The 22,363-nt window shown below is 43.3% G+C and carries 18 protein-coding genes; 4 read left to right on the plus strand and 14 right to left on the minus strand.

Annotated elements, in window-relative coordinates:
• Positions 1–63 precede the first annotated feature (63 nt).
• The 8 genes from BN8908_RS11015 to BN8908_RS11050 all read right to left on the minus strand — a co-directional run bounded on the left by BN8908_RS11015 (position 64) and on the right by BN8908_RS11050 (position 8,599).
• Positions 64–1,890 carry a DUF255 domain-containing protein gene (locus BN8908_RS11015; protein ID WP_161945867.1) on the minus strand — a complete coding sequence of 609 codons (1,827 nt, stop codon included), beginning with the start codon at positions 1,888–1,890 and terminating at the stop codon, positions 64–66.
• A gap of 10 nt (positions 1,891–1,900) precedes the next feature.
• Positions 1,901–2,554, minus strand: a complete 654-nt coding sequence (locus BN8908_RS11020; protein ID WP_068690607.1) for an HAD family hydrolase — start codon at positions 2,552–2,554, stop codon at positions 1,901–1,903.
• Entirely contained in the window at positions 2,548–3,231 is a 684-nt protein-coding gene (locus tag BN8908_RS11025; protein WP_068692236.1) for a queuosine precursor transporter, read from the minus strand. Before BN8908_RS11025 ends, BN8908_RS11020 begins: the two co-directional genes overlap by 7 nt.
• Before the next feature lie 230 nt (positions 3,232–3,461).
• Positions 3,462–4,295: an energy transducer TonB gene (locus tag BN8908_RS11030; protein WP_068690616.1), complete on the minus strand. Its 834-nt coding sequence runs from the start codon at positions 4,293–4,295 to the stop codon at positions 3,462–3,464.
• A 64-nt stretch (positions 4,296–4,359) separates the two neighbouring features.
• On the minus strand, positions 4,360–4,923 hold the full coding sequence (locus BN8908_RS11035; protein ID WP_068690618.1) for an RNA polymerase sigma factor: 564 nt from the start codon (positions 4,921–4,923) through the stop codon (positions 4,360–4,362).
• A 78-nt stretch (positions 4,924–5,001) separates the two neighbouring features.
• A complete protein-coding gene (locus BN8908_RS11040; protein ID WP_068690620.1) occupies positions 5,002–6,663 on the minus strand; it encodes a putative transporter in 1,662 nt (553 codons plus the stop codon).
• Positions 6,664–6,801: 138 nt separating this feature from the next.
• Entirely contained in the window at positions 6,802–7,566 is a 765-nt protein-coding gene (locus tag BN8908_RS11045) for a M23 family metallopeptidase (RefSeq protein ID WP_227461769.1), read from the minus strand.
• Positions 7,567–7,786: 220 nt separating this feature from the next.
• The gene (locus tag BN8908_RS11050; protein WP_068690622.1) at positions 7,787–8,599 is read right to left on the minus strand and encodes a class I SAM-dependent methyltransferase; all 813 of its coding nucleotides are present in this window, start codon (positions 8,597–8,599) and stop codon (positions 7,787–7,789) included.
• A gap of 375 nt (positions 8,600–8,974) precedes the next feature.
• On the opposite strand from BN8908_RS11050, the gene BN8908_RS11055 reads away from it, so the two are divergent.
• Positions 8,975–9,862, plus strand: coding sequence for a DMT family transporter (locus tag BN8908_RS11055; protein ID WP_262361137.1), 888 nt, complete (start codon positions 8,975–8,977; stop codon positions 9,860–9,862).
• Positions 9,863–9,944: 82 nt separating this feature from the next.
• On the opposite strand, the gene lpxA is transcribed toward BN8908_RS11055, so the two are convergent.
• The 4 genes from lpxA to BN8908_RS11075 form a co-directional block, all read right to left on the minus strand.
• Entirely contained in the window at positions 9,945–10,724 is a 780-nt protein-coding gene (lpxA, locus tag BN8908_RS11060) for an acyl-ACP--UDP-N-acetylglucosamine O-acyltransferase (RefSeq protein WP_021988232.1), read from the minus strand.
• A gap of 90 nt (positions 10,725–10,814) precedes the next feature.
• Complete coding sequence (locus BN8908_RS11065) at positions 10,815–12,200, minus strand: efflux transporter outer membrane subunit (protein WP_068690624.1); 1,386 nt, start codon at positions 12,198–12,200, stop codon at positions 10,815–10,817.
• Positions 12,201–12,208: 8 nt separating this feature from the next.
• Entirely contained in the window at positions 12,209–15,385 is a 3,177-nt protein-coding gene (locus BN8908_RS11070) for an efflux RND transporter permease subunit (RefSeq protein ID WP_021988230.1), read from the minus strand.
• 23 nt (positions 15,386–15,408) lie between these two features.
• Complete coding sequence (locus tag BN8908_RS11075) at positions 15,409–16,596, minus strand: efflux RND transporter periplasmic adaptor subunit (RefSeq protein WP_148453291.1); 1,188 nt, start codon at positions 16,594–16,596, stop codon at positions 15,409–15,411.
• Positions 16,597–16,925: 329 nt separating this feature from the next.
• On the opposite strand from BN8908_RS11075, the gene BN8908_RS11080 reads away from it, so the two are divergent.
• The 3 genes from BN8908_RS11080 (at position 16,926) to BN8908_RS11090 (ending at position 20,139) form a co-directional block, all read left to right on the plus strand.
• Positions 16,926–17,828: a DMT family transporter gene (locus tag BN8908_RS11080; RefSeq protein ID WP_202668899.1), complete on the plus strand. Its 903-nt coding sequence runs from the start codon at positions 16,926–16,928 to the stop codon at positions 17,826–17,828.
• Positions 17,829–17,952: 124 nt separating this feature from the next.
• The gene (locus tag BN8908_RS11085; RefSeq protein ID WP_021988227.1) at positions 17,953–19,455 is read left to right on the plus strand and encodes a potassium/proton antiporter; all 1,503 of its coding nucleotides are present in this window, start codon (positions 17,953–17,955) and stop codon (positions 19,453–19,455) included.
• A gap of 18 nt (positions 19,456–19,473) precedes the next feature.
• Complete coding sequence (locus BN8908_RS11090; RefSeq protein ID WP_021988226.1) at positions 19,474–20,139, plus strand: MgtC/SapB family protein; 666 nt, start codon at positions 19,474–19,476, stop codon at positions 20,137–20,139.
• 46 nt (positions 20,140–20,185) lie between these two features.
• Here BN8908_RS11090 and BN8908_RS11095 read toward each other — a convergent pair whose 3' ends face one another.
• Both BN8908_RS11095 and BN8908_RS11100 read right to left on the minus strand, forming a co-directional pair.
• Positions 20,186–21,136, minus strand: coding sequence for a 3-oxoacyl-ACP synthase III family protein (locus BN8908_RS11095; protein WP_068692239.1), 951 nt, complete (start codon positions 21,134–21,136; stop codon positions 20,186–20,188).
• Positions 21,137–21,314: 178 nt separating this feature from the next.
• A complete protein-coding gene (locus BN8908_RS11100) occupies positions 21,315–22,304 on the minus strand; it encodes an aldo/keto reductase (RefSeq protein WP_068690628.1) in 990 nt (329 codons plus the stop codon).
• Positions 22,305–22,363: the final 59 nt, after the last annotated feature.

Below are 22,363 nucleotides of genomic sequence, written 5' to 3' on the forward strand. Positions count from 1 at the left end.
TTTTATTTAAATCTCAAGATATATCCGGATATTGAACAGACAACAGTAAATCACAAGTCCATCCTATTCTTTCAACAAATCATTTACAAGCTTCTCAAAAAAACCTTTATAGGAAGAAATTCTGATTTTGCCTTCCCGTTTTTCTTTTTCTTCGATCTGGTAAGCGGCAATGGCAAACCAACGGGCTGCTTTATACCGAATGGATTTATCCTGACAATGCTCATTGATCTTTACCCCCCAGGCATATAACTCGGTCTCCGGTATCCGTTCTTCATTCCATCTTTCTTCCGCCAGTTCGGAAAACACCCGCCAATCTCCCACTTTTTCCGCCGCATTCATCCGGGCTTTGCGCAAAATATAATTCCGGTTCTCCACTTTTTCCTTTTTCAATCGCTTTCCGTATTCTTTAAAACCCTTTTCATCGAATACAAATTTTCCCTCTTGCTCCCGGATATAGCTCTCCGCCCCGGCTTCCCAGACTTCACGAACTTTATCATCAACCTCTTTTTCACCGAATAACGGATAAAACTCCGTCCGGTGGATATAAAAATCAGCAAACAAACCGGAGTCGGCAGCTTTAAAATGAGCCCGGAACAGTTTCCAATACTTCATTTCCTTTAATTTCTCCCACGAAAATTCTTCCAGATAATCTTTTGTGATACGTGCAGCCTCATCCGGCTTCCCGGCCCGTGCCAATAACTGAATATATGTTTCTATAAACTCCTTATCACGATATCCATCCCGGTATTTGGCAGCTACAGCCGTTAATCCCCTGCCTTCCATAGCTCGCCGGGCTTCCTCTACCAAGCCCGTCGTATCCGGCAATTCCACCACCTGATGAAGCATATTTCCGGCATTATCCAAAAAATACATTGCAAAAGAAAAATCGGAGGAGAAAGATTTTTCATCTGTTTTAGTCAGATCATAATCCACATTTACAAAATGGCGGTTAAAAAAGTCAGCAACTCCGGGGTCCCGGTACACGGTATTTCCCAATGCACGCCTTTCTTTCCCCAACTGACCGTATACGTCGACAAAAATCAACTTCCCTTCCAAACGGGCTTTTTCCAATACTTCCGGCCAGGGAATATTTATAAAAGTAATCCCTTTTGCTTTTTCCAACGCTTTTTCTCCTTCCTCAAGAAAACGGTCGGCAGACCACTCCCCTTCTGTCTTATAAATCACTTTTTTTTCCGGATTGACAAACAGATAAGCCGGAAAATTCTTTATCCCATACTGTTCTGCCCAGCCCCCCGTTGTATCATCGATCTCACAGGGAATAAAATACCGGTTATAGAAATCGGCAACCTTATCCAGATTAAATACGTTTTTCTCCATCCACAGGCATTTCCGGCAATCGGAACGGCGGAAATACATAAAAATCGTCTTACTCTCTTCCTGAGCAGCCCGGAATTGTTCATCTGAAAGAGATTTCACAAATTGTATGGAACGACTGTTATTTTGTTTGATCCGGGCTATTTCCTGGGCCTGTTTAGCGGCATCGGCCAATACTTGCGGATTACGCGCAACTTCCCGGGCATCGGCTGTTATCAGCAAATCCCCGAACGGCATAAAAAAAGCATAGACAGGAAAAGGGGTCAGTAATAATTTCGGTTCAAAACGTTTACCGGCTTCACTCTGCATATCCATATATATAGCAACCGAAGTCCGTCCCAGAAAATGCTTTATGTCCGGATTGGAAAATAATTTTTTGTCGGGCTGTACTCCGGCCGCAACCAACACCAATTTATTCTCTCTGACAGCCAACATATTTGCATCTTCCCAATTCATAACAGGCGACATTTGTTGAGCCGCACTTTTTTGTCCGCTATTTATAATAAGTAATAGAATACAGGTTATTCCTCCGATAATCCGATATGTAAGCTTCATTGTCATCGATTCAAATTCGTTCCGTTAATTCCGCTGCTGTTTCTACGATAAAAGTAGCCCCTGCTGTTTCAAATTCCTCCCGGCAACCGTAACCGTATAAAACTCCTACCGAATCTATACCCATTTCCCCGGCCGCTAAAATATCAAACTTCCGGTCACCGATCATAACACAACTCCTCCGGTCTGTTATGCCGGCCCGATTCAAAACATAAGTCATAACCTCTTCCTTCCGGTTACGCACCCCATCCAAACTGGCCCCGCCTATAAAATCAAAATAACGAGTCAAACCGAGGTCTTCTAAAATTTTTTCAGCAAAAATTTCGGGCTTAGAAGTACAAAGATATAATTTCTTTCCAGCCTCATGCCATGCTTTCAGTACTTCAGGAATCCCGTTATAAACCCGATTTTCATTGATTCCTTTTGCGACATATCTCTCCCTGTATTTTTCAATGGCCACCTCTGCCTGCTCTTCGGTAAGCCCATAAAAATCCATAAAAGAATCTTTTAACGGCGGACCTACAAACCGATTCAAACGGGCCCGGTCCGTCTCTTTAATGCCGCAACAGGCCAATGCATATTGTACGGATTTTGTCACTCCGACCCCCGAATCAATAATCGTACCGTCTAAATCCAATAAAATATGAGCGTATTCTTTGTTTACCATAAATCTTTAACTTTCAATATATTATATGAAATATCATAATCATACACATCGGTTTTTTCTACCTTTTTGATATAACGGACCACCCGTATCGTTATCGGTAATACCAAAACCTCATAAAGCGATTTAAGAACCGCCTGAGTCACAATCATAATCATCAATTCCCGGAATGGAATGAGTCCTCCGAAAGCTATGGGGAAAAAAATCAAAGAGTCCGCACTCTCCCCGAATAAAGTAGAGACAACAGCCCGGAGAGAAAAATGGCGTCCCCCTGAAGCAATCTTCATCCGGCTCATCACATAAGCATTCAAAAACGAACCGGCTAAAAAAGCGCAAAGGCTGGCCACCACAATACGAGGTGTCATCCCAAAAACAAAATTGAATCCGGATTCACCCTCCCAGAATGGTGCAGCCGGTAAAGCCACAGCCAGCTGAGCAAACCCGACGACCATAAAATTCATCGCAAACCCGCACCAAATAATCAAACGGGCTTTTTTAAAGCCCCATACTTCAGCAATACAATCATTAATAATATAAGATATGGGAAAAACAATGAGACCTGCTGTAGCTGTAATACCGCCAATCTGCACTACTTTAGTCTCCAACAAATTAGAGGCAATCAAACAAACGTTGAAAAGTACCCCCAAAAACATAAAAGGAACCGTTACTGTCTTTTGCATTTTCTTGTTTTTTACGTGGTTTATCAAGCACACGGGAAAAACAGGACTTTCCGTTTTTCCGAATGAGGTCACAAAAATAAAGTTTTTTATCCAATACTCAAAAACAGGACATTTACCTGTTGCAGATTCCACTAAACTTAGATTATAAATTGTAGATTGTAGATTGATGGTATACAAATTCGTTATCAGATTTTTGTAATCCAAAATCTACAATTTAAAATCACTTCATATTAGTTCGTTTTTTCCTTTTCAGGTAAACGGAAAGAAATCGTAACGTAGGTCAATTCCTCAGAGCCCGTATACGTCCATACGGGACCTTCGTCCAATAAACGAATCGCTTCTCTGTTGCAGGAATGGGTAATCCATTCTATTACCCGGATCCGGGAAGGCCGGCCGTTCTGATTAACAATAAACGAAAGACGGATATCACCTTGCAAACCAGCCTTCAGTGCATCCTCCGGATAGACCAAAGAGTTCCGCACAAAACGGTTAAGAACTTCAATCCCTCCCACCGGCATCGGTCCGCCCTCAACACTATTCTCTATCTTTACAAGCATATCACTATCTTCAGAAGTATCGGCAAGGACCTTTGCTTTTTTCAGAGCCGGCACTAAAGTCATCGTCTCTTTCTCCGCTTCCGTTTCGGAAGAATCTGTTAATGCTTCGGCACGATCTGCCACGCTTCTACTTTCCAGTGCGTTATAACTTACTACTGCCGCATGGGTACTGTCCCGGCTCTCTTCTTCATGCATGAAAGCTACAGAACGGGCCAATTGAGGTTGTATCTCCTGATGCGGTATAACCCACCAAATCATACCTCCTATTACACATACAGCAGCGGCAATAGCCCATGCTTTCCAAGCCATATGCCAACCTCCGTTCACACGTTTATGCAAACGTACAGTCAAATTATCCAACCCCTTTGCCGAATCGTCGACGGCGGTCAATCCTTCCAAGGCTTCAAACATAAACGGATCAGACAAAGCCTCCCGTTCCAGGCGGTTGGCTTTTTTCCCCCTCCGGTCCCCCCGAAGATATTCCATCAATCTATCCGTAAACTCCATTGATTAACAATTATACTATTTTTGCCTCAGATTTTATTAACATGAACGCCTGTAAACGAAAGAATTATACGATACCTTTCTTTTCCAGGCACAATTTCAGGTTACGTTTCCCATTCTGAATCAAACTCTTCACCAACTTCAACGAAAAACCGGTCGCCTCTTCTATTTCTTTGTAAGAACGATCCTCCATAAAAAAGCGATAAATACTGATCCGCTGTTTTTCAGGCAGGACTTCTATACATTTTCGTAAAACTTTTTCATTATGATCCTGTGCCTTTATATCATCCAGATTAAATTCATCGCAGAATTCCATAAAATTTTCATCTAAATTCACAGACAAATCCCGCGCACGCCGACGAAGTTCCTGTAAGCAACAATTCCGGACACAAGTGTATAGCCAGGCTTTAAAAAAACGGATCTCACTGTGTAAAACCTTTTCCAACAGCTCTTCAAAAATCTGCATGACAACATCCTGTGCATCCGCACTATTTTTAAGATATTTCAAGGCTACACCGTACACCAAGGGCATATACCGCTCATAAAGTATGGCAAATTGCTCCGGCTTACCGCTCTCCCGGTAAGCTGCCAGTAATTCTTCATCATTTATATTTCGGACAATCTTCCTCAACTGTACACCTATTGATTAAATACAAAGATGATTTTTTTTTCCGAAAATGCAAAAGATCAAATACAGAATATGAGTAAACTAAAGAAATAACATCAAAATCAATTGAGCTATAATGACACGGATAAACATAATTAAAGGATATACCGTTGCATAAGCCACAGATGGATTATCTCCGGGAGTTACAGCATTCGCATAATTCAAAGCCATCGGATTAGACATGCTGCCACATAACATTCCGGCAACAGAACCGAAATCAATTTTCATAAATTTTAAAGCCAGAGCCGCCACGACCACAACAGGCACAAAAGTAATAGCAAACCCGAGACCCAGCCACAGAAGCCCCTCTGCCCGGAAAACCGTTTCAAAGAAATGAGTACCGGCATCCAGCCCCAGACAAGCCAGATACATCGACAAGCCCAATCCCCGCAACATTAAATTTGCACTTCTGGTAGTATAAGTAATCATGTGCAAACGGGGACCGAACGCACCCATCAGTATCCCGACAATAATAGGACCGCCGGCTATTCCCAATTTTACAGGGTAACTGATTCCCGGTATGATAAAAGGTACGGTACCCAAAAACAATCCTAAAACAATACCGATAAACACAGCAACCAAATTCGGCTCTTTCAGGCTAAGTACCTTATTGCCAAGCACCTTCTCTACATTTAAAATAGCATTCGCTTCTCCGACAACCGTCAATTTATCCCCCAATTGCAACACCAGTTCCGGAGTCGCCAGCAATTCGACTCCTGCCCGGTATATACGGGTAATATTTATTCCGAAATGATTCCGTAACCGAAGCGATCCCAATCTTTTTCCGTTGATTTCAGAGCGGGTGACCAAAATACGTTGAGATATCAGTTGGCTATCAATTGCATTCCAGTCGATATCGTCCTTATTCCAATCGGCATGTTCCTGCTCGCCGAACAACATGGTCAGCTTATTGACATCTGCCTCCGAAGTAATAACCAGCAAACGGTCTCCTTCCCGCAATACGGTATCGGAGGTCGGTATCGTTACCTTCCCATCACGCCACAACCTGGAAATAACAAATTTATGATAAGCCAAAAGTGCAGTCTCTTTAACTGTTTTTCCGAAAATACCCGGATTACATACCTGAAAACCGACAATAAAAGGCGCATGCGCCTTGTTCTCATTTTCACCTGCATTCATACTCCGGCAAGGAAACAATTTCCGGACCACCACGATAGCCAAAATGACTCCGATAACCCCCAAAGGATAAGCGACAGCACAACCTAAAGCCGGATCCGTATCCTCCATATACAATTGCTTCAAAGTTTGCTGCGCAGCACCCAATGCCGGCGTATTTGTAACTGCTCCACTCAATATACCGGTCATATCCGCCAAAGATACCCCGCACACAAAATGAAAAACAATCGTCATCAATGTACCCAGAAAAACAACAGCCAATGCCAGCATATTCAATGTCATGCCTCCCTTACGAAAAGAACCGAAAAAACCGGGCCCCACCTGTAAACCTAAAGCATAGACAAAAATAATCAAACCGAAACTTTCCGCATAATTCAACATTTGCGGGTCTATAGCAAGCCCGAAATGTCCGCCCAATATTCCGACGAAAAAAACGAAAGTAACTCCCAATGAAATTCCCAGAATCTTCACTTTCCCCAAAACCAAGCCCACAGCCGTTATCAAAGAAAGCACGACAACTGCCTGAATAACCGAATGCTCAACAAAAAGTCCTCTTAACCATTCCATTGTCTATCTCAAATAAAACGCAACAAAGGTAGCACATTTTAAACAGAATTCAAGTTCGGTCGTTTCGGAATCATCTATCATAAAAAGACAAAACAAAACCGCCTGAAAAAACAGGCGGTTTCTCCATACTTGCTATATTTATACCTGATCGATCCGGATTTTTCCCTTGTTATCGGGAGTAAATACCAAACTTTTATTATATAGTTTTTGGGTGGTAAAATCAATAATTAGGCTCGGATCAAAAGGTTGACCGTTTATCCGCGTTTCGAAATGCAGATGCTCTGTCGTTGCACGACCGGTCCGCCCTTCTAAAGAAATAGGAGTACCGGCGGTTACTCTATCCCCTGCTTTTACCAAAAATCTGGAATTATGACCGTATACGGTCTCAAGCCCATTGTAATGTCGGATGACCACCACATTTCCATAACCACGGCTCTTACCCGCTATACGGACTATCCCATCAAAAGCCGCCCGTATCGTATCGTTGGCAAAAGTCTTCAAATCATACCCCGTATGATTTCTGCCGTGCCGCTTTCCATAAGGAGACAAAACCCGCGCATCAGGCAAAGGAAAGACAAAAGAGTTCTCGGCAATTTGTCCAAAATCGATAAATAATTCATCGCGTTTATAAAACAACTTATCCGTCTTAGCCCGTACCAGATATTTCTCTTCCAAAGTAAAATCCGCCGAAATATTTACCGCCATCGAAATAAACTCTACCGGTTGAGATATGTAATCAGCCATCACAACTTGAGGTACAACGACCAATTCTTCTGTAGAAAAAGGCTTGATTTCAGGATTAACCGGAGAAGGTTGCCAAGCAGTTATTCGCTGAGATGAACAAGAAGCGGATACGAAAGCTACAGCGAAAAGTACAAATATGAATAGACTGCTAAACTTCATTTTTTTTTAAATCACGTTCAATTGCTTTAATTGAAATAAGAACAAAGGACAAAGATAAAGAAAATACGCCTAACACACATAAAACCAGCGGCCAGGTCAACACTCTTTAACTTTTTATAAGCTAGATTAATTCTACAAATCCAACGACGAAAGTATGGCAAACTGCATATTCCAATCGTATATCTGCGATTTTAGATAAAATAAATCTGCCATCAAATCATTACACTATCTTTTTTGCGATATAAAATACATAACCGTAGAATTCTTTGTATCTGTGGTATAATTCCTCTTCATGATCCGAAGACGCAACAAACTCTTCGGCATTTTTATTTCCTGCATATTCAACCAGAAACTTTTCCCGGACCGTAGCCAGCGGAGCATAATAATGTTCAGTCCAGCAAATTTCAGGCAGAATGAAGGTAGCAACGGGAATATACCCCGCTTTCTGTATCCGGGCCACTTTATTGGGAATCGTATCTACCTCCGGATAAAGTTCCATCCAGAAATTATGAATTTCTGCCGGACGTTGTTCGGTAAACCACGAGATCTCGGAAACAGCAATATATCCTCCTGTTTTCAGATATTTACGCCACTCGTTCAGGCCCCTTTCAAAACCGATATTATAAATAGCGCCTTCCGACCAGATCAAGTCTAATTCTTCCTCCCGGAAAGGCAGATTGTCCATCGAACCAACAACACCTTTCACTCTGTCCTGAAGATTCAGTTTCCCGGCGTTACGGTTGAACCGGTCAATGAATCCCGGAAAAAAATCGATACCTGTAATATGTCCCGGTGCATGCTGTGCCAATACCATCGTCTGACCGCCCGTTCCACAACCGATGTCAGCGATATGGGAGTTATCGGTAAGGTTATCTATAAAACTCAACGCTTTAAGGGTTACTTCGGGGCTACCCGGTCCCTGCCGCTCCGTATTTAAAAAAAAGTCACAAATAAAATTAAAATCAAATTCGTGAATGTTTGTGATATTCTCATTATCCATTGTCTTCGTATATTTTGCATACACGGAAAGCATAACGATGCTTTCATCATTGTACGCGGATTAAAAACCTAATTTATAATAAACAGAAACTATCCTCGGGTAGAATTACCCGAAAATAAACCGAAAGACAATCTGTACAGGAAATACAGATTGTTTAACTCACCAAATCCGATTGAAATAGATTGTTTAACATGCGGCAAAGATAGGTAATATTTCGTCTGACAACAACTTTATTGCTAATAACAAACGAGTTAAAACAAACGAAAGCGACTCGCCTGCTTTTGTGTTCCCCCATTATCCTTCTAATTAGTTGCAATTTAAATTATATGCGGAACCCTATATAAAGAATTAACGTATTATTCCACATAAAAACAAAATATGAAATCAGGAGCATTGACCGGAAACTTAATGGTGTTGACCACAATTTTAATTTATAGCTTCAATACCAACTTTATGAAAGTCCTCATGCCGGACTGGATAGAAGCACAAGGATTAGTTTTAGCCCGTTGCACAGTCAGTTTGATCGGTTTCTGGATCATCGGTTTTTTTATAAAAGAAAAATCCGGCAACAAACCCAAACGAAAAGATATCGGTATGATGCTGCTGGGAGGTATTTTAGGTTTGGGGGGATACTTATTGCTATACATCACAGGTCTGGCACTGACAGGCCCTGTAGATGCTTTCGTCATCCGGACTTCTCAACCGATTATCGTACTGGCTTTAGCCGTTGTTTTTCTGGGTGCCCATTTTACCCGTTACAAGGCAATCGGTATACTGCTGGGGATTGCAGGCACCCTGTACGTCTCCCTTATGCCTCACAGCGGAAACGTAAAAGACTCTTTCACAGGCGACGCCCTGGTATTGGCTGCAACTATCTGCAACTCTTTCTTTTTAATACTTATAAAACCTTACACCCAAAAATTCAATGCCTTCACCGTCATGAAATGGATGAGCCTGTCTGCTTTTATCGTTGCTCTTCCATTCGGCTATCGTCAGTTGGCCCATGCCCATATATTCTCCGGAGAAGCTTCCGGGCTAATCTGGTTTGAACTCTGTTTCGTCCTTGTTATAACCACAATGGTAGCTTATTTTTTATCGGTAAAAGCCTTAAACTATATTACTCCGTTTGTAGAAAGCGCTTACATCTATCTACTACCGGTCACGGGAGCTATCGTTACCATTTTAATGGGACTGCAAAAATTCTCATGGCACGATCCGATTGCACTCGCATTGATCATCAGTGGTTTTATCCTGATCAACCAAAAACGTTCACACTCAACTACCCGCATTAAATAGCGGTGAAATACAAAAATAAGCCGTACCGGAAATCAAATCGTTTATTTCCGATACGGCTTTATTATTCCCGGAATACGAAAAATCAGATATTTACACCTATGATTCCTTTCCCGGAATGCTCTATAAAAGAAAGCATATACTCCAATTCCGAAGTAATAGGTATCAATTCCCGTATTCTCCTTATGGCATTCTCCAGACTGGTTCCACATTGGTATATCTGCCGGTAAGCCTTTGCTATATTATCGATAAGCTCTTCCGGAAAGTGCCCTTCCTTGGCCAAAATCACAGCATTGATACCATAATACGTTATCGGATTATGATCGGCCACAATATAAGGAGGAATATCTTTACTGGAACGGCATCCGTCTCTTACCAGCGCCCAACGGCCGACACGGCAGGCGTGCTTCAGAATAACCCCACTGCCCAGAATGGCCCTATCGTCTACAATACAATTTCCGGCTGTTTTGGCACCGTTACCGAATACACAATTATTGCCGACATGCGTATCATGAGCCAGATGCACTCCCTCCAGCAAAAAATTACCGTCCCCGATAATCGTACTGTCGGATTGTGCTGTTCCCCGGTTAATAATAACCTTTTCCCGGATCGTATTCTGATTCCCGATCTTCAACAGAGTATCCTCTCCTTTGAATTTAAAATCCTGCGGTGTTGCACCGATAATAGCCCCCTGATAGATCGTGTTACCGGCACCCATACGGGTACCGCTTAAAATACTGGCATACGGCATTATCGTACAATTATCACCAATCTCTACATTTTTATCAATATAGGCAAACGGGTGAACAGTGACATTCGTGCCGATTTTCGCCTCCGGATCGATATAAGCTAACGGACTGATCATAGTTTTTCAATTTTAATTCTTTATCTTTCGGTTGATTGTTCCGGATATTTTGTCACAAACAAAATCCGGAACCATAAATTAAAACGCAAATCACCTTACTCCACCTCCCAATGCATGGTAAAGATTTACGACGGCCTGCATCCGCTGAAACTCATCGGATATTCCCGATAACTGGGCACTCAGTAAAGACTGTTGAGCCGTCAGCACTTCCAGATAAGTCGTAGAAGAGCCCAACATCAACAATTCCTGCGTATATTCCACAGACTTTTCCAATGCACTTATCTGCTTGGCACGTTGCACCAATTTATCCGAAGCAGACTGGTACTGGCTCAAAGCATCGCTGACATCACTGCCGGCATTGAGCAAGGATTGTTCAAAACTTAACAAAGCTTCTTCCTGCTGTGCCTTGGCAATACGCAATCTGGCCAGGTTAGCCCCTCTGTTAAACAACGGTTGAGTAAGTGAACCGACAGCAGAAGCAATCATCTTTGCGGGATTAATAATCGTACTGCCGGCATCATTGGTCCATCCTCCTGACGCAGAAATCGTCAATTGAGGATAAAAAGCCGCACGGGCCTGGTTGGCATTGTAAAACGTGCCGGCAAGAGCCATTTCAGCCGCTCTCACATCCGGACGATTGGACAACAACTGCACCGGAATACCGACATTCAGTACTTCCGGCAAACGTTGTTCTTCCAATCTCCCCCGCTCAATTCTACGCGGCGCTTGTCTCAACAACATACACAAAGCATTTTCCGTCTCCCGGATCTGATTTTTCAAATCGGAAACAGAAGCTACAACCATATAATAATTGGCCTCGCTCTGCACGACTCCGGCTTCATTCACCATCGCACCGATTTTCATCGCTTTCATGGTTTCTATATTCTTTTCCCACAACAAAGCGGTTTCTTCCGTCACTTTAAGCTGCTTATCCAACATCAGCAACATATAATAATAATTGGCAATCGCAGCAACAACCTGGGTCTGTACTGCCTGCTGATAAGCCTCACTCTGCATCAATGCCGCTTTAGCCGCCCGTTTTGTGTTGAGCAGTTTACCGAAAAGGTCAATCTCCCAACTGGCCACAACAGGTAAAGAATAGGTCCAATTTCCCTTTCCTTTATCAAAACTACTTACTCCTCCCTGAGGCGATAAGCCCAATGAAGGCAGATAAGCCAGCCGCGACGACATCAAACTGGCCTGAGCCTCTTTTACACGCAGCATAGCCGTCTGTAAATCCGTATTTCTCTCCAATCCCAAACGAATCAAAGACTGCAATTGAGAATCCGTAAAAACCTCTTCCCAGGGCAAATCAGCCATATTGACGGTATCGGCTACAAGGGTATCACTCACAGATACCGGATCCCGGTATAACCCCCGGGCATCCATCTCCGGCGTATGATACTCTTTATATATGTTGCAACTACTCAAAAAAGCGGCAACACATACGGTATATAATAAAATATTCTTCTTCATCTGGCTCTTTATTTTGTATATTGTTCAATTTCAGACTCGATCTCTGAATTATCCAGATCATGCCACTCTATCGGCTTGAATTTTTCCTGGATATATTCGAAAGCCACAAATAAAGCCGGTACGATAAAAATCTGACAAATCATACCGATCAGCATACCTCCGATAGCTCCCGTACCCAAGGTACTGTTACCGTTAGCTCCGACTCCGTGTGCAAACATCAAAGGTATCAAGCCGATAACCATCGCCAGAGAAGTCATCAGAATCGGACGAAGACGTGCTGAAGCCCCGGATACGGCTGCATCCCGGATGCTCATCCCGGTTTTACGCCTATCCAAAGCGAACTCTGTAATCAAAATCGCATTCTTGGCCAGCAAACCGATCAGCATGATTAAAGCAATCTGCATATAAATATTGTTCTCAACACCCATCATCTGAGCAAAGATAAAACTTCCCATCAATCCCGAAGGCACGGACAAAATAACCACCAACGGCAAAATATAACTTTCGTATTGGGCACTCAACAGCAAATACACAAACACCAGACAGAGGGCAAATATCATTGCGGTAGTCGCTCCGCTACTCCCTTGCTCTTCCCGCGTCATTCCGGAAAACTCGTATCCGTAACCGGTAGGTAAGGCCTGAGCGGCAACCTCTTCAATAGCTTTAATCGCCTGTCCGGAACTATACCCGTCTGCCGGAGCCCCATTCACACTCATAGCGGTAAACATATTGAAACGCTTGATATTATCCGGCCCATACACCTTTCTCAATGTCATAAACTGAGTAATCGGCGCCATTTCATTCCCATTCCGGACTTTTACATTCTGCAAAGATTCCGGATTCATCCGATAACGGGGATCCGCCTGGATCATTACCCGGTAAAGTTTACCGAACCGGTTAAAATTGGACGCATAAATACCGCCGTAATATCCCTGTAATGTCGTCAGAATATCGTTCGGACTGATTCCCGCCTGTTTGCATTTAGCCGCATCGATATCGATCATATATTGAGGGAACGTCGGATTAAATGAAGTTTGAGCCGTGGCAATCTCCGGCCGTTCCAGCAATTTCTTCAGGAAATCCTGCGCCACCTCATAAAAAGCATTCAAATCCCCACCGGTCTTATCCTGCAAGTTAAACTCAAAACCGTTTGTAACACTGTATCCCGGAATCATCGGAGGTGAAAAAAACAATACCCGGGCATCCCGTATCGCCGTCTTAGCCTGCATATACAATTTTCCGATAACTGAATTCACATCCTGCCCCTTGGTACGTTCATCCCAATTTTTCAACTTCACGATCAGCGTACCGTAAGAGTTCCCTTGTCCGGCCAAAAAACTGTAACCGGTAATTTGGGTACGGTTTTTCACAGCAGGATCCGCCGCTACCAGGCTATCTACCTGCTTCATCACGTATTCGGTCCGTTCCTGCGATGTTCCCGGAGCCATATCTACTACCGCAAAAATCGTTCCGGTATCCTCATTCGGCACCAACCCGGTCGGCGTGGCATTCATCAACAACACCAGCACAACTACCGTCGCAACGACAATCATAAAAGATAAAAATCTGCGCCGGATAAAAAACAATACGCTCTTTTCATACTTCTTCAAAATCGTATCGTATGCCGTATTGAAGGCGATATGAAAACGCTCTACCAGAGAAATTTTCTTCGTCTTTTCCGCCTTTTTATCATGAGGCTTCAAAAAGATCGCACAAAGAGCAGGACTCAATGTCAAAGCATTTACAGCGGATAACCCGATCGAAATAGCCATGGTCAAACCGAACTGCCGGTAAAAAGTACCGGAAGTACCCGTCATAAAACTAACCGGTATAAATACAGCCATCATCACCAAAGTAATGGACACGATAGCTCCCCCCAATTCACTCATAGCGTCGATTGAAGCCAAACGAGCCGACTTATACCCCTGGTCCAGTTTGGCATGTACACCTTCCACCACCACAATCGCATCATCCACCACAATCGCAATGGCAAGCACCAAAGCACACAGTGTCAACAAATTCACACTAAAACCGATCAGATACAATACAAAGAAAGTACCGATTAATGCCACAGGAATGGCAATCGCCGGAATCAAGGTCGAACGTAAATCCTGTAAAAAAACATATACGACCAAAAACACCAGAATAAAAGCTTCGATAAGCGTTTTAAGTACTTCATGTATAGATGCAAACAAAAAGTCATTGGCATTGAGCAAGGTTGCCACCTTCACTCCTGAAGGCAAATCCTTTTCGATTTTATCCAGATAAGTACTGATATCGTTAATGATTTCGGTAGCATTAGAACCTGCCGTCTGATATATAATAGCCGTCACTCCGGGATGTCCGTTTACCTCATTGCTATAACCGTAGCTCAAACGCCCCAACTCAATATTGGCAATATCCTTCAATCTCAGAATTTCTCCATCGGGTGTCGCACGGATAACCATATTCTCAAATTCTTCCGTCGTCTGCAAACGCCCCTTGTATTTCATCACATATTGAAACGACTGATCCCCCCGCTCTCCGAATTGTCCGGGGGCAGCTTCAATATTCTGTTCCGCCAATGCCAGTGTCACGTCTTCAGGCATCAGCTTGTATTGTGCCATGACATCCGGTTTCAACCAAATACGCATGGAATAATCCGTACCCAAAACCGTAGCATCCCCGACACCGGGTATACGCTTAATTTCCGGGATAATATTGATATTGACATAGTTTTCCAAAAACTTTATGTCATACTGATCGTCCGAGCTGTAAAAAGAGAATCCCATCAACATACTGGTTTGCCGCTTGGAAGTAATAACTCCCACCTTAGTCACCTCCACCGGCAAAAATCCCTGAGCCTTAGCCACCCGGTTTTGTACATTGACGGCTGCCATATCGGGATCCGTACCCTGTTTAAAATACACATCGATAGCAGCCTCTCCCGTGTTGGTTGCGGTAGAAGTCATATACATCATGTTCTCTACTCCGTTTATCTGTTCCTCCAACGGAGCAATCACACTATTCAGTACCGTCTGGGCATTTGCTCCCGTATATGACGTAGACACATGAATGGTCGGAGGAGCAATGTCCGGATACTGGGAAACAGGCAGGGAGATCAGTCCCAATATACCCAATATGACGATCAGTATGGAAATCACTGTCGAAAGTACCGGACGGTTTATAAATTTATCTAATTTCATCTTTTCTGCTTTTAACGAATTACTTATTCACCTTTTTCACCTGCAGGCTGAGTCATCGCTTTCAATTTAGCCGCCGCCTGCTCCGGACTTATCGGATGTATTTGCATTCCCTCTCTCAAAGTTCCGACACCTTCAACAACAAGGCGATCCCCCGGATTCAATCCGGAAGTCACAATATAATTTTTTCCATCATCCAAATTAAACACCTGTATCTCCGTATTCTTCACCTTGGAATCAGCCTGCACCACATATACGAATTTTTTATCCTGCATTTCATAAGTCGCTTTCTGCGGAATAATAATCGCACTCGGAAGAACCGAAGGTATTTTGATCGAACCGGTACCACCGCTCCGTAAAAGATGCTGCGGATTTTTAAAAGCAGCACGCACACTTACGGCCCCTGTAGATTGATCGATCACCCCACTGATCGTCTCGATCTTTCCCCTTTCCGGATACAAAGAACCGTCGGCCAAAGCCAACCCGACCATCGGCATTTTCTCCAATATTCCGTTGGAAGAACCGTCCTGACGAATTAAATCCAGCAATTGTTTCTCCGTCATTGAAAAATAAACATACATCTCCGAAATATCGGAAACCGTAGTCAATGGGGTCGTCATACTCGGACTGACCAATGCACCGACACGGAACGGTATCGTACCGACAACTCCGTCGGAAGGACTCGTAACCTGTGTATAGGAAAGATTTTTCTCAGCATTGACCAGTTGTGCCCGAGCCTGTGCCAATGTTGCCTGTTGCGAAGCCAACGTATTCTCCGCCATCTGCAAATCGTAATTACTGATAATGTTCTTTTTAGCCAGTTCCCGCTTATTATCGACAGTCAATTGAGCCGTAGCGACAGCGGATTCAGCCACATTCACGGCAGCACGCGCCACATTCACGGCCTCCTCATACTGCACCGGATCGATAATAAACAACGTCTGCCCCTTCCGGACAACAGCACCTTCGTCTACACTCAATTTAGTAATAAAACCACTCACATTCGGCCTGATTTCCACATCCTGCCGCCCACGGATCGTAGCAGGATAAGAAGAGCTCAACACTACGGAATCCGGCTGTACTTCTACAACTGCATAATCCGGGAGCATACCGGTTCCCGTTTGTTGCTTACCGTTACAAGCAAAAAATACCAGGCACATCGACGCCAGCAAAAATTTACGGAAAGAATTCATCATTAATCTTTGAATTTTCATATCATTTGTTATTTGAAATATTCTATCAACCGATACTTTTAGTGAAGTTTTATTTTTTTGAGAGAACTTTATACAAAAATCATGCAAAACTACGACGAATCATACTCTCTATGTATAATAATTGTCAAAAAAAACTTTCCCCTCCACTAAATTTTGTTAAAAATATTTTATGTTAAAGAATATATTTCATAAAACCGGATTCTAAAACCGCTTCGGGCTATGGTTCTTTTTCGAAATTTCTTCCGAAAAGGATTAAAAAAATCCATTAAAACAACAAAACATTCGGAATTCATTTCTTGCATTTATATATTTGTGCCGTATTAGCAACTATCGGTATGGGTAAAAAAAAGACGTTATCGCATATATTGGCAATCCTTACCATCATCATCTGGGGAATCACCCTCATTTCGACGAAAGTATTGATATTAAACGGGCTGAGTCCGGCCGCCATCATGCTTTACCGTTTCGTGATAGCTTATGCCGTATTGTGGATACTTTATCCGCATTGGGGGAAAGTAACTCGTCTAAAGGACGAAGGCATACTTTTACTGACAGGCCTATCCGGAGGAACAATCTATTTCCTGACCGAAAACACGGCAGTTGGCATTACAAACACCTCTAACGTTGCATTAATCGTTACAACAGCCCCTTTGCTGACAGCTCTCATTGCAAACTTTACTTTAAAAAGCGAACCGCTAAAACGTAACACCCTATTCGGATCCGTCATTGCACTAACCGGTGTGTTTCTGATCGTATTCAACGGTAACTTTGTTCTCGAATTAAATCCGTGGGGCGATTTTCTCTCTTTTATCTCTGCACTATCATGGGCCCTTTATTCCATCTTAATCAAAGGAATAAGCTCCAAATACCCGATCCTGTTCATTACCCGGCGGGTATTCTTTTACAGTATACTCACGCTATTGCCCTGGTTCATCTACGAACCGCTTCATTGGGAGCCGGCCTTGTTCCTAAAGCCAGCCGTTCTGTTTAACCTACTTTTTCTCGGCGTTATCGCTTCTTCACTTTGCTTCTTTGTCTGGAACATGGTCATTAAAAACATTGGAGCCGTCCGGACAAACAACTACATCTATTTTATCAGTATCGTCACCATAGCCGTCTCCCGGTCGGTATTGGACGAAAAAATCACAGGGTATGCCATCGGAGGCGCAATACTTATTCTTTCAGGCGTCTATTTTGCAGACCATTCCCGGCACACAGTCAAACAAAAATAAAATTTAACATACTTTGAAAGATACTAACGTTTTATACCCGTGTTATTTCATGAAAAAATCGTTAATTTTGCTAAGCGAGTGATCAACATACGCTTGTTCACGAAACAAATTAAACAAATCTCCTATGTTCTTTACAACTGAAAACATCCTTCTTATAGGATCTATTTTATTGTTTGTCAGTCTTATAGTTGGTAAAACCGGATACCGTTTCGGAGTCCCCGCCCTTTTGTTATTTTTACTCGTCGGCATGTTATTCGGCAGTGACGGTTTAGGGATCCAGTTCAACAACCCCGGACAGGCTCAATTTATCGGAATGATTGCTTTAAGTATCATCCTGTTTTCGGGCGGCATGGATACCAAAATGTCGGAAATCCGCCCCGTATTAGGCGAAGGAGTCGTGCTCGCAACCGCAGGCGTATTTATGACAGCTTTCATTACCGGTGCTTTCGTTTATTGGATCTCTGCCAAAACAGGACAACACATCGCCCTGACACTGATAGAATCCCTGTTGCTGGCCTCGGTAATGTCTTCCACCGATTCCGCATCGGTATTCTCTATTTTGCGCTCCAAAAATTTACATTTGAAATACAATCTGCGCCCCATGCTGGAACTCGAAAGCGGTAGTAACGACCCAATGGCCTATCTGCTTACAATTCTCTTTATTCAAATGATACAATCTGCGGATATGGGAATCGGACAACTGGCGGGTGAATTAGTTATGCAATTGAGTGTCGGTGCCTTGTGCGGGTATTTTCTGGGCCGGTTAGCCATACTGATATTAAATAAAATCAATATCCAGTATGAATCGCTTTATCCGGTACTTTTATTATCACTCGTCTTCTTTGTATTTTCATTCACCAACCTATTGAGAGGAAACGGATATCTGGCCGTCTACATTGCAGGAGTCGTCGTGGGAAACCGTCCTTTCATACATAAAAAAAGTGTCACATCATTCTTCGACGGCTTTGCCTGGCTATGCCAGATCATCATGTTCCTGACCCTGGGATTATTGGTCAATCCGCACGAGCTTCTGGAAGTATCGAGCCTCGGTCTCCTGGTAGGTATATTCCTCATTCTGATTGCCCGCCCGGTAAGTGTTTTTCTATGCCTGTTACCCTTCCGGAAACTGCCTTTAAAAGGACGGCTTTTCGTATCCTGGGTCGGTCTTCGCGGAGCCGTACCCATTATTTTTGCAACCTATCCGCAAATTGCAGGTATCCCTCAAGCCAATCTGATCTTCAATGTCGTATTCTTCATCACAATATTATCCCTCGTCGTTCAAGGTATGAGCATACCCTGGGTAGCCAATCGGCTTCACTTAGCCTTGCCGGAACCCAAAACAGGCAACACGTTCGGGGTTGAGTTGCCGGAAGCGATCAAATCAGCCATGTCCGAGATCGAACTGACAGAGGATCTGCTTCGGAAAGGAGACCGCCTGATGAATCTGTCATTGCCGGACAATACACTTGTCGTCATGATACACCGGGGAAACAATTATATGGTTCCGACCGGAAAAACCAAACTTCAATCCGGAGATAAACTACTGGTTATCACAGACAACGACACAGCCCTTAAAGATACATACGAAAGTCTGGGCATACAGGATTATACAATCGAAAAAAATTAACCCATAACAGACAGAAATATGGACACATGGGATTTCATTCTAAGACTTATCGTCGCTTCCTGTTTCGGCGCCCTTATCGGACTTGACAGAGAATACCGGGCCAAAGAAGCCGGTTTGCGTACCCATTTTCTGGTTTGTTTAGGCAGTGCCCTGTTTATGCTCGTGTCACAACACGGTTTCAGGGATACGGTGAATACTCCGGGAGTTGCCCTCGATCCCAGCCGAATAGCCGCACAAGTCGTCAGCGGAATCGGCTTCCTCGGAGCCGGCACAATCATTATCCAGAAACAATTCGTAAGGGGATTGACTACCGCCGCAGGACTATGGGCAACAGCCGCTATCGGACTTGTTATCGGAGGAGGCATGTATTACATCGGTATTGCAGGAGTAATATTAGTTTTGGCAGGTCTGGAACTCACTCACTTTTTTTTACCCGGAGTGGGATTACACAGTATGTTGCTGGCATTCACAACAGTCAGAAAAGAAAACCTGGGGCTCATCACCAACCAAATCAATAGTTTGGGACACCGTATTGTAAATTACACAACGGAAGAAGAGCATTTCGGTGATACGACCACATTCAAAGTATCAATGATCATCAAGGTTCGCAAATTCGGAGAAGAAAGTACATTGTTTCAGTACATACAGTCTCTTCCGGACCTTACCATCAACAAAATGGAATAAAAAAAGAGTTCCGTACGGAACTCCATGCCGTATAATGCAAACCTCATTAAAACTGCAACAACATAGCCCCACAGGAATAACCGCCTCCAAAAACAGTCAATCCGACAAGATCACCTCGTTTCACTTTATCCAAATTTTCAGAAAGAGATATCGCACAACTCGGACACCCCGTATTCCCCCGGGTCTCAATATTCATTAAAAAACACGATTCCGGAAAACCGGTTTGATGGGCAATATTACGAATAATACGCTGATTAGCCTGATGAGAAGAAATATAATTCAAATCCTCCAGTTTTTTCCCACACCTCTCTCCTGCTTTCCGCAAGGCATCTACCATATAATGACAGGCATTCATAAACACATCACGTCCTTCCGGCATACTGATACCCCCGTCCTTCGGCAGTAAATGTACTGCTGACATCGCTTTCGGCAAATACCCCAACCCACGCGTATATATACTCAAAATCCGGGCATCTTTCTCACTGTACGATTCTGTTGAAATGAAGACAGCCACCGCTCCGTCTCCCCACAAATGCCCACTTTGCGGGTCCGTCTCATTGGCATATTTGGTGTTGTGCTCTGACGCAATAACCAAAGCTTTCCGGGCCTTTCCCAAAGCAAAATACCCCTCTGCAACCTCCATGGCATTGATAAAAGAAGAACAAGCCGAAGATACGCTCAAACACTGGGCATTTTCGATATGATAGCGATGCTGTATCGTATGAGCTGCCGTAGCTACAGTATCGTAAGGTGAATAAGTCGCTGCAACGATCAGATCTATCTCCTCCATGGGATAAGGCAAATCCTTTACCGCAACATCCACAGCCTTTACGGCCATTGTATTGGTATTTTCACCGATACCGGCTTTACTACGGGTTTTTATACCGGTACGCGAATAAATCCATTCATCATCCAACCCGTTTAAATCCTTAAAATGAGAGTTAGGTACAACATTTTCGGGTATGTAGTGCGAGATTTTATTAATATATAAATCCATCATTCCATTTATTTTCCAGCCAAAAATTTCACATTTTAAAGCAAATTGTGCAACAAAAAGTATGCCACAGGCAATAATCGGAGACACCGGTCTATGCTGTGACATACAAAAAGGTCACAAAATCCCGACTTCATACAGTTTGATTTTGTGACCTTTCACAATAAATCGATCATACAGCCTAATGTGAAATATCAGGCAATTCTTTATTGATGAATGCAATATCCTCCTGTGTCAATTTCACATCGACAGCATGGGCGTTCTCGATAGCCTGTACCGAATCCCGGGCACCCACCAAAGCAACGGTAATTCCCGGATGATCGATTGTCCATCTCAATACCAACTGGGATAAAGCAACGTTTTTCTCCCGTGCCAATGGACGAAGCTTATCCAGGAAAGCATTCGTTTGCCGGATACAGTTCTCCGTAAAAAAAGAATTATTTGCACGATGATCCCCTTCGGCAAATTTATATCCGGGCGTTATTTTTCCCGTCAACAAGCCTCGTTCCATAGGGCTATATGCCAATACCGATTTATTGTGTTTCATACACCAGGGTATTGTCGTCTCGTCCGTTTTCCGGTTTACCATACTGAACGGAATCTGATCCGAAACCAGATTGATATATTTTCCGGCTTCTTCCATCAAACTGACGTCGTAATTACAAACGCCGGCGTAACGGACCTTTCCCTGTTCAATTAAACGTTCCACAGCCTCAAAAGTCTCACTCTGCGGGGTCGTCTTATCCGGCCAATGTATCTGATAAAGATCGATATAATCGGTCTTCAACCGTCTCAAACTATCCTCGCACTCTTTGATGATACTTTCTTTGTCGGCATATTTATAAATATCTATCGGCTTTCCGCTATTATCTTTGCTTTTAAAAGCAAATTCTCCTTTCGCCAAATCCCAGCGCATACCGTATTTCGTCAATATCTGCACCTGATCCCGCGGGATAATTTCAAGCGCCTGCCCGACAATGCTCTCACTGGTCCCCTGACCATAGACCGGAGCCGTATCGATAGAAGTCACTCCTTCGTCAAAAGCAGCCCGGATAGCATGAACGGCTTTCATCCGGTCTGAAGAACCCCACATCCAGCCGCCTACAGCCCATGAACCGAAAGTAATCACCGACAATTCCAAATCTGTATTACCAATTTTCCGATATTCCATACTATTTAAATTTATTATCTGATTCAGGATTATCTACGAATATCCCGGGAGAAAGTTAA

Source organism: Culturomica massiliensis, assembly GCF_900091655.1.
Lineage (GTDB): Bacteria > Bacteroidota > Bacteroidia > Bacteroidales > Marinifilaceae > Culturomica > Culturomica massiliensis.